At 39.6% G+C, this 14,256-nt stretch carries 14 protein-coding genes; 12 read left to right on the top strand and 2 right to left on the bottom strand.

The annotated features are described in order from the left end of the window. The first annotated feature begins 153 nt into the window (after positions 1 to 153). Genes filB through filF form a run of 5 tightly spaced genes read left to right on the top strand, consistent with a single transcriptional unit; the run spans position 154 to position 7,122 of the window. On the top strand, positions 154 to 987 hold the full coding sequence (filB, locus tag E0H89_RS02630) for a putative pilus system C39 family peptidase FilB (protein WP_131214291.1): 834 nt from the start codon (positions 154 to 156) through the stop codon (positions 985 to 987). A 46-nt stretch (positions 988 to 1,033) separates the two neighbouring features. Next, entirely contained in the window at positions 1,034 to 2,266 is a 1,233-nt protein-coding gene (gene filC, locus E0H89_RS02625) for a putative pilus system protein FilC (RefSeq protein WP_171459122.1), read from the top strand. A gap of 12 nt (positions 2,267 to 2,278) precedes the next feature. After that, positions 2,279 to 3,943 carry a putative pilus system OmpP1/FadL family transporter FilD gene (filD, locus tag E0H89_RS02620; RefSeq protein WP_131214289.1) on the top strand — a complete coding sequence of 555 codons (1,665 nt, stop codon included), beginning with the start codon at positions 2,279 to 2,281 and terminating at the stop codon, positions 3,941 to 3,943. A gap of 32 nt (positions 3,944 to 3,975) precedes the next feature. Beyond that, positions 3,976 to 5,130, top strand: coding sequence for a putative pilus assembly protein FilE (gene filE, locus E0H89_RS02615; protein WP_250697816.1), 1,155 nt, complete (start codon positions 3,976 to 3,978; stop codon positions 5,128 to 5,130). A 21-nt stretch (positions 5,131 to 5,151) separates the two neighbouring features. Then, positions 5,152 to 7,122 (top strand): putative pilus system protein FilF, encoded by a 1,971-nt coding sequence (gene filF, locus E0H89_RS02610; RefSeq protein WP_131214288.1) that lies wholly within the window; start codon positions 5,152 to 5,154, stop codon positions 7,120 to 7,122. A gap of 57 nt (positions 7,123 to 7,179) precedes the next feature. Here filF and E0H89_RS02605 read toward each other — a convergent pair whose 3' ends face one another. Then, a complete protein-coding gene (locus tag E0H89_RS02605; RefSeq protein ID WP_131214287.1) occupies positions 7,180 to 7,728 on the bottom strand; it encodes an NUDIX hydrolase in 549 nt (182 codons plus the stop codon). Positions 7,729 to 7,854: 126 nt separating this feature from the next. Between E0H89_RS02605 and E0H89_RS02600 the strand changes: the two genes are divergently transcribed. The 7 genes from E0H89_RS02600 to fghA all read left to right on the top strand — a co-directional run bounded on the left by E0H89_RS02600 (position 7,855) and on the right by fghA (position 13,846). Beyond that, the gene (locus tag E0H89_RS02600) at positions 7,855 to 8,472 is read left to right on the top strand and encodes an NUDIX hydrolase (protein ID WP_131214286.1); all 618 of its coding nucleotides are present in this window, start codon (positions 7,855 to 7,857) and stop codon (positions 8,470 to 8,472) included. Positions 8,473 to 8,486: 14 nt separating this feature from the next. Further along, the gene (locus tag E0H89_RS02595; protein ID WP_131214285.1) at positions 8,487 to 9,017 is read left to right on the top strand and encodes a gamma carbonic anhydrase family protein; all 531 of its coding nucleotides are present in this window, start codon (positions 8,487 to 8,489) and stop codon (positions 9,015 to 9,017) included. A 130-nt stretch (positions 9,018 to 9,147) separates the two neighbouring features. After that, positions 9,148 to 9,813 carry a tRNA (adenosine(37)-N6)-threonylcarbamoyltransferase complex dimerization subunit type 1 TsaB gene (tsaB, locus tag E0H89_RS02590; protein ID WP_131214284.1) on the top strand — a complete coding sequence of 222 codons (666 nt, stop codon included), beginning with the start codon at positions 9,148 to 9,150 and terminating at the stop codon, positions 9,811 to 9,813. A gap of 12 nt (positions 9,814 to 9,825) precedes the next feature. Beyond that, entirely contained in the window at positions 9,826 to 10,650 is an 825-nt protein-coding gene (locus E0H89_RS02585) for an undecaprenyl-diphosphate phosphatase (protein WP_131214283.1), read from the top strand. Continuing rightward, positions 10,644 to 11,462: a class I SAM-dependent methyltransferase gene (locus E0H89_RS02580; RefSeq protein WP_131214282.1), complete on the top strand. Its 819-nt coding sequence runs from the start codon at positions 10,644 to 10,646 to the stop codon at positions 11,460 to 11,462. The genes E0H89_RS02585 and E0H89_RS02580 overlap by 7 nt, the downstream gene beginning before the upstream one ends. 123 nt (positions 11,463 to 11,585) lie before the next feature. Continuing rightward, entirely contained in the window at positions 11,586 to 12,998 is a 1,413-nt protein-coding gene (locus E0H89_RS02575) for a C13 family peptidase (protein ID WP_131214281.1), read from the top strand. Positions 12,999 to 13,009: 11 nt separating this feature from the next. Continuing rightward, positions 13,010 to 13,846 (top strand): S-formylglutathione hydrolase, encoded by an 837-nt coding sequence (gene fghA / locus E0H89_RS02570; RefSeq protein WP_131214280.1) that lies wholly within the window; start codon positions 13,010 to 13,012, stop codon positions 13,844 to 13,846. Positions 13,847 to 13,882: 36 nt separating this feature from the next. Here fghA and E0H89_RS02565 read toward each other — a convergent pair whose 3' ends face one another. Beyond that, entirely contained in the window at positions 13,883 to 14,158 is a 276-nt protein-coding gene (locus E0H89_RS02565) for a DUF2218 domain-containing protein (RefSeq protein ID WP_131214279.1), read from the bottom strand. Between the last annotated feature and the right edge of the window lie 98 nt (positions 14,159 to 14,256).

Genomic DNA, 14,256 nt, shown 5'->3' with positions numbered 1-14,256 from the left:
AAAAATAATGTGAAATTTTTCAAAAAACCTAAAAAAAAGATGTTTTTTTTTATAAAAAAGGGTATCTTCCTTTTTACATGGATGTAGAGCATTAGCTCTAAAAAAATAATGAACAAAGGCGCGTCATGCCGATAACTAGAAAAGTTAAAAGATATGTTAGAGATTGCATTAGGCTCGGCATTGATGTACTACTTTGCCACAGAAGCCTTTGATATTAAGAAAAAACCCGCAGAAGCGGTCTATTACACAGAAACTTTGGATTCTCGACAAGATTCATTTAACCGGATGCATAGAGAGCCTGTCCTTATTAAACCCGCTTTACAAGATCAATTTCGTGGCATTGTTCGCCAAGCCTATGACTATAGTTGTGGATCTGCCGCCTTAACAACATTGTTAAATGGTTATGTAGGAACACAACTGTCTGAACAACAAACTATGGAAGGTCTTCTAAAGTTTGGAGAAACTGAAAAAATCGTTGAACGTCGAAGTTTTTCTTTGCTAGATATGAAGCGCTTTGTAGGAGCGTTGGGCCTAGATAGTGGGGGATATAAAGGTGAGTTTTCAGATTTAATAAAACAGGCAGAACCTGCAATCGTACCAATTTCATATGCAGGGTTTAAGCATTTTGTTGTTTTTAAAGCCTATAAAAATGGCCGCATTTATGTCGCTGATCCTGCACTGGGGAATATCAGTTTTGATGAGCAGCGTTTTAAAGAAATTTGGGAAAACAATACACTTTTTTTAATTAATGTGGCGCCTGAACAGCGAAAAAATTTATTGGCTCTGCATGATTCAGATTTAAGACATGTGGATGATGCCACTGTTAATCGTTATGCTTTTATTAATATACAATATCCGCAATTTTATATGGAAAAGATTGCTGATAAAGCATCAACGATTCGTTTAGATAAAAACTTAAATGAAGAATCAGAGAGCTTTGGTGCACCGACATATAATTTTTTACGACTTTATTACAAGAGTAAATAGCGTTTAAAAGTAGCAGATTAAAAAAATAAAAATGGTGGGATGGGATATGAATCGTAAATGGATGAACAAAACCTTATTGGCCTTGAGTATTCAAATGACAATAGGGATTGCATATGCAGAGGAACCAGCACTGGGGGAATATGAGGTCGTCGATCAACAGGAAACAGAAGTTGAATCTACTCCGTCACAGACTGTAAATGAACAAACGACAGCAGTAGTAAATGCTGAGGTAGAAGAGTCAGCACTCGGCGAATATGAAGCTGTCGAGGAACACCAGGAAACAGGGGCAGCAGTACTACCTGTAAATACTAATTCTCTAGTGCAATCACAGCCGGCAGATGAACGTTCACAAGCATCTTCAGCCTTGCAGCAGCAAGAAGGGGATGCGAGTAAAGAAACTAATTTACAAGAAGTTTTTACTTCTAATGAAAGACAGTATTCATTAATTAAAAAAGGTGATATTTCGTCTTATTATGATATCGATTATACCTATTATCGTGATACACAAATTGATGCTGAAATGGCGAGAGGACAGCTTTACCAACTGCGAGTTCAAGAAAATGCGACCCACTCAATTACTAATACTTTTACTGCACAATACGGCATTTTGGATAATTTGACATTTACGGCTTCGCTCCCTTTAGTCGCAAAAACAGATTTATTAAAAGATGCCTCTACCGCGGGTTTAGGTGATATTTCTTTTGGTGCACGTTGGGAACCTTTCCCACTTAAAGCTGGTCGTTTACCTTTAATCCTGTTTGGTAATATATCTACTAAAACCGGTGATAGCCCATATGAAATAAATGCTGCAGATGATTTATCCACGGGTAAAGGCTATTACTCTGCGGGCGTTGGTGCAAGTACACGTAAATATATAGATCCAGTGGTACTTTTTGCCTCTGTTTCCGCAAATTATGGATTTAAAGAAACTGGACTTAATCAACGCCGTGGTTCGCGCGTTATTGATGAGTTTACACCAGGAATTAGCGGTGGTTTTGCCTTTGGTTTTGCTTATTCATTCAATTACGATGTTTCTATGACTATGTCATATCAGCAAAGTTTTAATACGGGATCAGAGTTTACTTATAGTTCAGGTGAAAGCTATTCACCTGCTGATCAAACCAGTTCTACTTTAGCAATTTCATTAGGTGTTCGTGTTTCACCCGAGACAATTGTAAATGGAACTGTGGGTATAGGCTTAACCGAAGATGCACCTGATGTATCTTTGGGTTTGTCATTCCCACTTGATATTTTAGGTTTCGGCAAGAAACTACGCTAAGAGGGTGGTCGTATGTATAAGATTCGACTTCGCCCGTTAGCCGCAGCAATTATCATATCGGGCTGTTCAAGTGCAACTTTTGCTCAATTAGGAACCAATTTATCTGTTGATATCAGATCATTGAGTATGGGGAATGCGGTTACTGCAGATCCTCCCGGAATTAGTGCAATTCATTTTAATCCTGCAGCCTTGACTAAAATTGAAGGCTTGCAAACTGACGTACAAGGTATCCTTGCTAATTTCGATATTAAGCGAGAATTCTCGGTTCCTCCAGGCTATAACGTATTTGGTTATTCTGATGATCCAATGGTATGTAATGATGGACCTGAGGTGTCTTCAGATTTATGTACCGACTTTAAAGGGACCGTTAGTGGTGATGTAGAATACGTAAGTTTATATGTACCCGTATTAAAAAAGATGGTTGATCTTGGTGAAGGTTTTCCATTGGCAGCACCTACAGCAGGTATTGCTTACAATCCGCCAGGTTCCAAAACAACTTTTGCGACTGCAATGTATGCACCGTTGGTTGCCGGTTTTGGTGCAGAAAATGGAAACCCAGGTAATTATATGGGGCAACAAGTTGCTCTAGAGCGGATTACATATTTATCCCCTTCTATTGCATATGAAGTAAATGACCATTTATCGGTTGGCGCTTCTGTAGGGATGTCATATCAAGCCATTGGGCTAAAAACAGATTTACGTTTTCCAAATGAATTGATTGGTATGTTGCGCATGATCGATGAGGTTGTCTGCACACCTTTTAAAGAAAACTCAGATATCATTACTGATATTTTATTACTCGGTATGTGTAATACCGAAGAGGGGATGAACCCATTTGGCCGATTTGGTCAAATGCAACTAGCTTTAGAACAGTCGCTAAGTCCGAGTTATAACCTCGGTGTTTTGTGGGAGCCGACTGAAGATTTTAGCTTCGGTATGGTCTATCAAAGTGCGGCAAAAATGCGTTTGAAAGGTAAGTATCATATTGATAATGCCAAAGCACCACGTGAATTAATTAAAGGCTTAATGTCATCGCCTACTGGACAAATTCTTGCAGCAATTTTAGGTTTTCCAAATGCTGTACCTGCCAGTGAGTCTGGGCTTGTTTCAATGGACTTTGAATATCCAGCACATTTTCAAGCAGGGATAAAATATAAGCTTTTACCCGATTTACAGGTCAATTTTGATGTAGGTTGGACAGACTATAAGGCTTGGGACAAATTTAAATTTGAGTTTGACCGACAAATTTCAGCATTAAAAATAGCCAAGTTGCTCTCTGAAAATATTGGAGATACTTCATTAGCTTTGCCTATGGAATTTACTTCACCTTGGAGTTTTGGAATAGGTGTTGAATATTCTGCGACGGATCGTTTGAAATTACGTGCTGGATATGAACCACGTAGCAGTGCTATTCCTGATGGTCGAAGAAATACAATGATTCCCATTAACAATGCGCAATTGTTTGGTTTGGGTGTCGGCTATCGTTTTGATGCTGAAACTGATTTAGATTTATCAATTGGTTTTTTACGTAGTAAAGATAATATTCCTGCCAATTCGAGTTGTTTATCTAACTGTACTGGGGTAAATAATATTTTATTGAATCCATATGCGGGTTTAAATGTCAAAACAGATACCAAAATAACGATTTTAGGATTGAACTATAGAACGAGATGGTAAGCGATTTGAAAATAATGAGAGGGAATTCATTTGTGAAATCAATACTTATGCTATGTGTAGCGCAGGTATCTTTTTCATATGCAGGCGAGTTTTATACTATTATTGGCCCTGATGGTCGACCGATGATCGTACAACAACCCATCCAGTCAAAACCTAAGGTTGCTGAAGCTTTAAAGGTGCAGCAACCTCTAACTACAATTCAAAACAATGTACAAGAAACACAAACACAAAAAACTGTAACTGAAATAAAGTTATCTAAACCTGCACAATTACCAGTAGAAAATGGATCAATTTCTGCTGTAACTAAAAAAAATAATTCAGCTCTTGTGAATAAAAAAGAGCATAAGCACCCTCTAGTTCAAGTTGAATCAAAAAATGTAGAACAAGTAAAAGATGTTTCAAATGCCCAACCAAAGCTTAAAAATGAGGAAACGAAAGTTCATTTGTCCGATACTTTAGTCAAGCAAGAAGAATCTGAAAGCACGGATACTTTTACGATGATTTCTGGTGAAAAATATATTAAAAATGAATACTTGGAAAATAAAGAATTTAATTTAGAAGGGAAAAAACGCTTTTACGCTATGCCTGAAGGGATCATTGATATCAAGCATGGAACGACACGTTTACAAACGGTTGAGCGTGAAAAAGGAGTAAGTAAATCTCTGCTGCAATCAATTTTTAAAAAGAATCAAAAACAGAATACTGGCCCGATTACATTGTCATCGACTTATTATCGGGTTTCTCAAGCAGATGCCATTAAAAGTTTAGGTCAACAATGTATTAAGGATAAAAAAATTAGAAATGCGAAAACCCTCAGTTTGGATAAGGACCTTAATATTTGGCCTCGTGCCCCATTAAAAGAACAGTTTGATTTTGAAATTGTGAAAGTTTCCAATGCAATTCAGAATATTCAGATTAGCTCTTATGCATCACGACAACAGAATCCGACCTTTTATTGGCCATTTGTGGTTTTTTTAGATTCGAGTGGTTGCGTGCTTGAGGGTACTGGGGGGTTTAAAAATAATGAAAATGTTCAATCTTTTACAACATATCAAAAGATTGAAGGAATCGTTCATATTCCTGCTCAAAGTCAATATATATTATTGACTCCTTTAGCTAGTGCAATAGATTTGGAAAACAAAGCGCTCACCAATCAGGGGCAATTAAAATTAATAGCAATTCGCTAAGGATATAAGAAGAGAACTAGGATGAAAAATAAGTATTTACTCCCTTTTGCTTTAACAACATTAATGGCTGGTTTAAGTGGTTGTGGTGGTGAAAGCGCCAATATTATCCCGGAAGCTTATGATTCGAGTACGGAAAATGGTGCATGTACTGTAGGTACGAATGGCTGTGTGCAATTTGCATTGGACTATCCGCTGGATGGACTTAACTTTAAATGTAGTAGCGATACAAGCAACAGCTTTATTTCTATTATAGATAGAGCTAATAATGTGGCTACTGGTAGCTGTAGAAATGGTGACAAAATCAGTTTCTTTATAAAAGGTGAAAAAGATAAAGAGATTAATCTAGGGACAGTAGATTTAAGTAAAATTGCACTCGTTAGTACGATAGGGCATATTCCACGTTTGACCATTCTCGATATTGCACAAGGGATTACAGGACAGTCTGCAATAAATCTGGATCAGAGTGATGCGACCGTTAAGGTGGCAATGAGTCTGGTAAAAATTTTGCAAGTATTGGCTTTGGAAGATAATAAAATTGTTGAGCCGACAGATATTCAGGCTTTATATATTACCGATGCAATGCGAACAAAATTAGATCTGATTTTAAAGTCATTAACAACTCAACAAATCATTAACGGCGAATATGTAGCCATCATTAAACCATGGGTAGACGTAAATATAATTACGGATGATCAAGCATTTGAAGTGGTCAAGAAATTAATGATCATTGCCAGTGCAGCAGTATATCAACCAGAATTTTCTCTATTTTCTACCAGTGGTGTAGTGGGGAACTTGCTGTCGGGTTCTGATGGTTTGGTGGGTTGTAATAAAGATGTCTGTACTACAACGGATACATCCATCAAGTTTTTATTTGGGCATTTCATGTTAATTACTGACCGTCAGGGTTATACCTTGGGTAGTGGTTTACAATGGCGAGGTACTATTACACCTTCTTCCCCACCTTCAACTGCACTCAGTTCTATAAATGCTGGATTGATCCGTAAGGCAAGACCAGTACGGATGACCGCTGCAGCACAGTCTCATTGGATTAATCCGGTCAGCAAAAAAATTGATCAGGATTATCAGTTTGATCTAGAGGATGTAAGTTCTCAACCTCTCATCATTAATCAGGGTAAACTTTACAACGATTATATGATTGCCGGAAAAGAAAGTTTTTATAAATTACTGACCAAGAAAACGACACTTACTGACAGTGATTTACTGGATTTGGGTCAATGGCAGCAAAATACCAACTCGGGTGAGGTATATAAAGGTAGTTTAGATCTGTATAAAATTTTCCCGATTACCTATCTTGATAGAAAAGTCTTTAAATCGATTAATAATGTTGCTTTAGGAGACAAGTATGTCTTTCCCCTGTATGCCGATTTAACATTCAAATTTACCACTACTGGGGTAGCTGATGTGAAATTAGGGATTGTTATAGACCGTAATGGGGATATTCGTACCAATATGAAGCCTGATTTTACTGAAAATGATATGTCTACAGATGGAGTAAATGGATGCAGTGGCGAGGATATACTTCCGAATTCATTTAAGGATACAAATAATGTACAGCAATACCGTTTAGGCACCATTGCACGTACCTTTACGCCAGAACAATCGATTTCCATGCGTATGATTTTAGCAGGTGCAGCATTTTCAAAAATTGATGGTGCATTAGTCGGGATGAATTCTACGATTAAAACATCGGCTGAAGCATCAGCTGAAAGTATTGTCGTGGGAGGTGCATTATTGCGTTTGACCAACTTACTGGATCCGTCAATACCCACTGGAATGAAACCAACAACAGTAAGCTTTACTAACTCGGATAATAGTGCTGTGAAATGGGGCAATAGCTTGGCGAGTTTCCAGGGTATTTATAATATAAATAACCCCAGCTTGGTGACAGAGAATGATAAAGTCCTAGCTAAACTGAATGGTGGGACTTTAGAGCTATCTTTGGCTCCGTGTTATACAGTCAAAATTAAGTAATCCCTAAAAAGCCCATCACAGGATGGGCTTTTTAGGAGCTTATTTTTATTAGATGGATTAACCGGTATGATCTAAACGGGTACCTAAAGTTTCTAAATGCATGCTGAAAGAAGCAGTTTTACGATCTTCAAAATAATGCCTTAAGGTGCGTTCTACACTTGGAAAAGCCAGTTCAGACCACGGAATTTCATGTTCTTCAAATAAGCGTGATTCAATAGTTTCTTCGCCCGCGCCGAATATCCCGTTTACCAGATTGGCTTTGAATAGAACATAAATTTGCCCAATTCGAGGAATGTTATACATACAGTAGAGTTGTTCTATTTCAACTTCAGCTTCAGCTTCTTCACGGGTTTCACGAGCTGCACCTTGCTCCATGGTTTCAAATAATTCCATATAACCGGCTGGAAGTGTCCATAACCCATAACGAGGTTCAATGGCACGGCGACAAAGCAAAACTTTATTCTCCCAAAGTACCAGTGCTCCACAAATAACCTTAGGATTGATGTAATGAATATTGCCACAATCTGTACAAACACGGCGTAATTGATGATCGCCGAGTGGGATTTTTTCCGTTGTTTTATGTCCACAAATTACACAGAAATTCATATTCATCGTCAATGATAAAGGTGTGTTCAGCATAACTGAAAAATTCAACTTTGGCATCATTTCTATCTTTTAGAATAAAAATTCAGCTATGATGAAACTAAGAAGAAATGACGGGAGAGTAGAGGTATGGATGACCATTCATTAATACAATCGTTACAGCAAAGATTACGTTTTTCAACACGGGTCAAGCCGGCACAGGCTGCTGTATTAATCGCGATTACAGATGAATCTGATCCAAAAGTTCTACTTACCCGACGTTCTTTATATTTAAACAATCATGCGGGAGAGGTTTCATTTCCGGGAGGGAAAAGAGATCCACAAGATACCAGTAATATCGTCGTGGCATTACGTGAAGCCTATGAGGAAACGGCATTAAATCCATTTGATGTGCAATTGATTGGTGATTTACCGATGCAAAAAGCACGCAATGGCATGTTGGTTAAACCTGTAGTGGGAGTAATTCCAGCTGAAGTCAATTTGACTGCTCAACCGACTGAAATTGATCGTATTTTCTTTGCATCCCTAAATAGTCTAATGAGCGCGCCACCCATTCCCTATGAAGTGCGTTATGCACACCAGTCTTTATATTTTCCCAGTATGCGGGTGGAAAATGAAATTGTCTGGGGCTTAACCGCACGGATGTTGATATCACTATTTCAATATGGTTTAAATTATCAGAAAGAGTGGCCATTTTTGTTAAATTCTCCAGCTTTTCATACTAATAAAATTAAACGCAATAGATAAGGGAATATTACATCATGCTGTACAAATTTAATGGTTATGCACCTCAAGCAACACATCAGCCTTGGGATGGCTGGGTAGCAGACAATGCGACGGTGATTGGTCAAGTTGAAATGGGAAAGCAGGTCAGTGTCTGGTTTGGCGCGGTAATCCGCGGTGATAACAGCAAAATCAAAATTGGTGATTTTAGCAATATTCAGGAGAATGCAGTGCTACATACCGATGCTGGCATTGAAATGCATATTGGCAATTATGTCACGATTGGGCATCAAGCCATGTTGCATGGCTGTACTGTTGGCGATAACACTTTAATTGGTATCAACTCAGTCATTTTAAACCATGCAGTGATTGGTAAAAATTGTATTATCGGCGCGAATGCACTAATTCCTGAAGGCAAGGTCATTCCAGACAATTCTGTAGTGATGGGTTCGCCCGGGAAAATCATCAAAACTTTAGATGGGACTGCTGAAGTTAAACTCAAAATGAGTGCCCTGCATTACGCAGAACATTTTAAGAATTTTCAGAACTTGGAAAGAATTGAACTGTAATTTGATGACTTTATTCAGCCAAGCAAATGCTTGGCTTTTTTGTATTCCCCAGCTGGAAAATCTCGCCTAGTGCGGATGAGTGGAGTATCATATGTCTCGTTTTTTACATTTAAATTAATTAAGGTCGTGCATGAAATTGCTGGCGTTGGAAACTGCCAATGAGCAGTGTTCCGTCTCTATTGTAGATGAAACCCAAGAATTATTTTTCCAATTAGATGCGCGAGCAAAAGCACAAACGCAAACGATTCTCCCGATGATTGAGCAGGCATTTACCCAGCTTGGTCTATCTGCATCTGAACTAACTGCAATTGCATTTAGCCGTGGTCCCGGTTCTTTTAGTGGTGTACGAATTAATGCAGCTGTGACTCAGGCATTGGCATGGGCAAATGACCTGCCGGTTATTCCTGTTTCAACTTTACAAGCCTTGGCACAGGCGGCACACCGCATTGCAGGTTTAACCGCCGTGACAGCAGTCCTCGATGCTCGGATGAAGGAAGTCTATATTGCGAGTTTTGAACTCGATTCACAGGGCATTATGCAGGCTGTGGATGAAGAACGACTGTTAAATTACAATGATGCCAGTCATGCGGTTAAATTTGAACTTGTAGGTTCTGGTTCAGCTTTAATTAAGCCTGAACAAATACAATACAAAGACTTAAGTGCGACTGCGCAAGATATTGCTACCATTGCGCGCGCAGATGTTGAACAAAAAAAATGGGTCAGTGCTGAACAGGCATTACCTGTGTATTTACGTGATAACGCTTGGAAAAAAATTCCAGAACAGGGCAAATCATAATCAGGATTTTGTATGGATCTTTTACTGCTGCTAAAAGCGGCAATTATGGGTATTGTAGAAGGTGTTACCGAATTTCTACCTATTTCCAGTACTGGGCATTTAATTCTCGCTTCAGAATTAATGAATTTCTGGACCAAAGAAAAAAGTGATGTGTTCGTGATTGCCATTCAAATGGGCGCGATTGCAGCAGTGATTTATGAATACTGGGCTCGTCTGTGGGGCGCGGCAACCGGTATGTTTACCGGTGAACCCAAAGGTCGCCGTTTGGGCTTTAGCCTGATCATGGCTTCTATTCCAATCGTATTGATTGGTCTGACTTTTGGACAGGCAGTCAAAGAGTTATTATTTAATGATATTGCCGTTGCGATTGGTTTAATTGTTGGTGGTTTCATTATTATCTGGATTGAGAAAAATCCACCTAAAGTCAATGCTGAAGAAGTCGAGAACATTAGCTATAAAGAAGCGATCTGGATTGGTTTAATTCAAGTGCTGTCTTTAATTCCGGGGACTTCACGTTCGGGTGCAACCATTATTGGTGCAATGTTCTTAGGCATATCCCGTAAAGCGGCAACGGAATTTTCCTTCTTCTTGGGCATACCGGTGATTATTGGTGCAGGCCTGTTAGATCTGTATCAAAGCTACCATGTATTCGAAAGTACACAAGATTGGGCCGTTCTTGCAACAGGAATTATAGTGTCATTTGTTTCGGCTTTGATTCTAATTCGTGTATTGGTGGCCTATGTCGCGAAACGTGATTTTATGGTTTTTGCTTGGTATCGTATTGCCTCGGGTCTTTTAATCTTACTCTTTGCATTTACAGGCTGGAAATTATGGTAAGCGAAATCCGCTTATTTGTAGAACAAGAATTTCAACAGAAAGCACAGCAGTATTCTGCTGTGCTTTCTTCTCGTGGAGTGAAGGTAAATCTTGAAGTCATTGAAAAGCTCAATGCCAGATTTTTGCGTTTTCATCCTGAGCTTGCTTTATGCGTAGATGAATCCGGTCTGTGGTTATGTGCCAATGGAATGAAGATGCAGCCGGACTGGAAAGCAGAGGTGCCACGTTTAAAAAGAGCATCCTTAAAATCTGAAATGATTGCGCGAGCGTGTAATCTGGGGGAAAAACCAAACTTGATCGATGCGACCGCAGGGTTGGGGCATGACAGTTTACTGATGGCATATTTAGGTGCTGATGTCACCTTGGTTGAGCGACATCCCATCTTGTTTACCTTGCTTGAAGATACTAAAACTCATGCTGAACATGATGCTTTTTTAAGTTCAGTGGTTGCACGGATTGATCTGGTTTTCTCTGATTCAGCCGATTACCTGATTCAGCAAGCTGAGCATAATAATATCGTAGATGTGGTTTATCTGGATCCCATGTTTCCACAACGCGATCAAAACCAGCAAGCGATTAAAAAACAGGCTCAAGTCAAAAAGCAGATGCAATTACTGCATATGTTATTACCTGAAGATGGTGAAATGGATCTGGGGGATAATTTATTGATTTTGGCACAAAAAATAGCAAAACGGGTGGTGGTAAAGCGGCCTCGTTTAGCGGTATATTTAGCGAGCCAAGAACCTAATCATCAATGGCAAGGTGATGCATGTCGTTTTGATGCATACTTTCAGCAGCGCCTTGTAGAGTAGTTTGGTAATTGCTTCAATATTGGGCACTAATTTGTTATATAGTTAAAAAACGGCATTGATAAAACTCCCATCAAGCATAAACTTACATTGTGAACCAGCGAGCTACAGCTAACCCTAAATCCTATGATCGACTTTAAACCCTCCATTAATTTTTGGCATGATTTTAAAAGCAACCAAACTGCAGGGATGTGGCTCTTTTTGGGATCACGTCGGTCTTTACAAATTGTTCGACCCTCGATATTACAGCTGATTTTTTGGGGGATTTTAGGCGGTAGTGCCAACAGTTTATTTAGTTGGTTAAGTTCAGGGGAAGTAGGGGAGTTTAATCCTCAAGGCTTGATCAGCTATGCCTTATGGCCTTTTATTGCGCTGATTGTCGGTATTTTCCTATCACAACGGATTAATAATCCGCGTTTGATGTTGGTGCCCGCTTTACTGTGGCTGGTACTGGATACCCATATCGCGCTTTTGCAAAGTCTGATTCAGTATCTGGGTTATATCGACGTATTGCCTTACATCTTTTATGACTATCTACCGATGATATTCATGGTGCTGTTTGTCTGGCAAAGTCTGGCTGTGGTCTGGGTTTTTTCACGTGAATTAAAGTGGCCGTGGTGGGAGCGGGGATTGATTGTCGCGGCAACCCTGTTTACCCTCGTAGTCTGGCAAATGTCGGTCAAAGGTCAACCAATCTGGAAAGTGGAAGAAAGCCCGCCAACGTTTGCCGAAGATGCCTTTTACGCACAAAGTCGAGTATTGAGCAAATCTCTTGAAGCCGTTCAGTATGGTGAATTCGCCCAATCGCATTGGTACTTTTTAGGCGTAGCAGGCGCAGGCTATCAAGACGTTTTTAAGTCGGAAGTCGAGCGGATAAAAGAACAGTTTGATACCCGTTTTGGGACCTTTGGCCGTTCCATCATGCTGGTAAATAATCCTGAGACCCGTACCAAAACGCCGATTGCTTCACGTACCAGTATGGAAATGGCTTTACGCCGTATCGGGCAGCAAATGAATCGTGAAAGCGATGTATTATTTTTATATATGACATCGCATGGCTTGCCAAATCAGTTTGAAATGGAAAATGCACCCATAGATTTAAACGACGTCGATCCAAAATGGCTAAAAGATACTTTGGATAAGTCGGGAATTCGTTGGCGCGTGATTGTAATTTCTGCATGTTATTCAGGCAGTTTTGTTCCTGCCTTGCAAGATGACAATACTTTAATTATTACTGCTTCTGCTGCCGATCGCGCATCCTTTGGCTGTTCGAATGAAGCCGATTATACTTATTTTGGACGGGCTTTCTTTGATCAGTCTATGCGCGAGCAGACTTCAATCAGTGCCGCATTTGAACAAAGCAAAGAGACGGTGGCGCAATGGGAAAAGGCGCAAGGTTTTGAGCCCTCTGAACCGCAATGGTCGATTGGGAAAAATATGGAATTTATGTTGCCACAATTGGAGCAGCGCTTATTTCCGGCTAAAATTCAAACAGATATGAAAATAGAAACACCACAATTAAGTGTTCAAACACCATAAGGAAAATAGACATGGAATTAATCCAACATAACCGATGCTTTGATGGTGAACAGCGCATTTATGCTTTTAATTCCAAGTGGCTAAAGGGCGAAGCTAAGTTTGGCATTTTCTTGCCACCTCAAGCTTTAAGGGGACAGCCATGCCCAGCACTTTTTTATTTAGCCGGTCTGACCTGTACTGAGGAAACTTTTAGTATTAAAGCCCATGCGCAACGCTTGGCCACTCAATTGGGTTTAATCTTGATTAGCCCAGATACTTCGCCAAGAGGTGAGCAGGTTGCACAAGGTGATTCTTGGGATATCGGTCAAGGGGCAGGATTTTATATTAACGCAACTCAAACGCCATGGGCCGAACATTATCAAATGGAAAGTTTTATTGCGGATGAGCTGTATGATTTAGTCACTCAAAATTTCCCCGTTCAAGCAGATTCGATCGGTATTTTCGGACATTCCATGGGCGGCCATGGGGCGTTAACACTGGCATTTAAATATCCAGAAAAATTTAAATCTGTGTCGGCTTTTGCGCCGATTTGTGCACCGAGCCAATGCCCATGGGGTGAAAAAGCCTTTTCGAATTATTTGGGTGAAGATCGGAATGAATGGTTAAAGCACGATGCCACTGCCTTAATTCAAGAAAAAGGTGCATTATTTAAAGAGATTCTAATAGATCAAGGATCGAAAGATCAATTCTATGCACAATTGAATCCGGTATTATTTAAACAGGCCTGTGCAGAAGTAGCTCAGTCGCTCACCTTACGTGAACACGAAGGTTATGATCATGGATATTACTTTATTCAAAGTTTTATCGATGACCATCTGCAATTCCATGCGGTGCAACTTGAAGCATAATATTGCATAAAAAGGGAGAATATAATTCTCCCTTTTTTATTGGTGCTGCCATGTTGCAGCAAATTCTTGTTGAGCCATACGGCTTAAATGATCAAGAACTACTTTTTCTAGTCTGCTTAAGTCTTCTAAAGGACTGTCAATGGAGACTAATAATTGTTCCGCTTGCGGCATTAGCTTTACGGTTGCATCTGGCATAAAAATACTACAATTGCCGTCAGTTTCAGCAACTTCAAATTTATGTTTCCAGTGATTGAGTAAGCGCTTGGCGATGCGGGTAGCTTCTGGAGTAGCGATTTCTGTATTGCTTTTCATTCTCATTTACCTTGTGTTGTGATATCAACATAACAGATTATAAAAATAGCTAAAGTTAAATAATGCAACGCAATGTCGCAGTTTTGGAATGCTGAATA

The sequence above is a fragment of the Acinetobacter sp. ANC 3781 genome (assembly GCF_004331285.1).
Taxonomy (GTDB): Bacteria; Pseudomonadota; Gammaproteobacteria; order Pseudomonadales; family Moraxellaceae; genus Acinetobacter.
This window is presented reverse-complemented; position numbering and strand designations above follow the sequence as displayed.

What these genes read in the sequence shown, in the direction of transcription:
- fghA (WP_131214280.1), top strand. Translation starts at nt 13,010, where the DNA reads ATGGAATTAATCCAACATAACCGATGCTTTGATGGTGAACAGCGCATT.
- E0H89_RS02580 (WP_131214282.1), top strand. Translation starts at nt 10,644, where the DNA reads ATGGTAAGCGAAATCCGCTTATTTGTAGAACAAGAATTTCAACAGAAA.
- filD (WP_131214289.1), top strand. Translation starts at nt 2,279, where the DNA reads ATGTATAAGATTCGACTTCGCCCGTTAGCCGCAGCAATTATCATATCG.
- E0H89_RS02600 (WP_131214286.1), top strand. Translation starts at nt 7,855, where the DNA reads ATGGATGACCATTCATTAATACAATCGTTACAGCAAAGATTACGTTTT.
- filC (WP_171459122.1), top strand. Translation starts at nt 1,034, where the DNA reads ATGAATCGTAAATGGATGAACAAAACCTTATTGGCCTTGAGTATTCAA.
- filF (WP_131214288.1), top strand. Translation starts at nt 5,152, where the DNA reads ATGAAAAATAAGTATTTACTCCCTTTTGCTTTAACAACATTAATGGCT.
- E0H89_RS02585 (WP_131214283.1), top strand. Translation starts at nt 9,826, where the DNA reads ATGGATCTTTTACTGCTGCTAAAAGCGGCAATTATGGGTATTGTAGAA.
- filB (WP_131214291.1), top strand. Translation starts at nt 154, where the DNA reads ATGTTAGAGATTGCATTAGGCTCGGCATTGATGTACTACTTTGCCACA.
- E0H89_RS02595 (WP_131214285.1), top strand. Translation starts at nt 8,487, where the DNA reads ATGCTGTACAAATTTAATGGTTATGCACCTCAAGCAACACATCAGCCT.
- E0H89_RS02565 (WP_131214279.1), bottom strand. Translation starts at nt 14,158, where the DNA reads ATGAAAAGCAATACAGAAATCGCTACTCCAGAAGCTACCCGCATCGCC.
- E0H89_RS02575 (WP_131214281.1), top strand. Translation starts at nt 11,586, where the DNA reads ATGATCGACTTTAAACCCTCCATTAATTTTTGGCATGATTTTAAAAGC.
- tsaB (WP_131214284.1), top strand. Translation starts at nt 9,148, where the DNA reads ATGAAATTGCTGGCGTTGGAAACTGCCAATGAGCAGTGTTCCGTCTCT.
- E0H89_RS02605 (WP_131214287.1), bottom strand. Translation starts at nt 7,728, where the DNA reads ATGAATTTCTGTGTAATTTGTGGACATAAAACAACGGAAAAAATCCCA.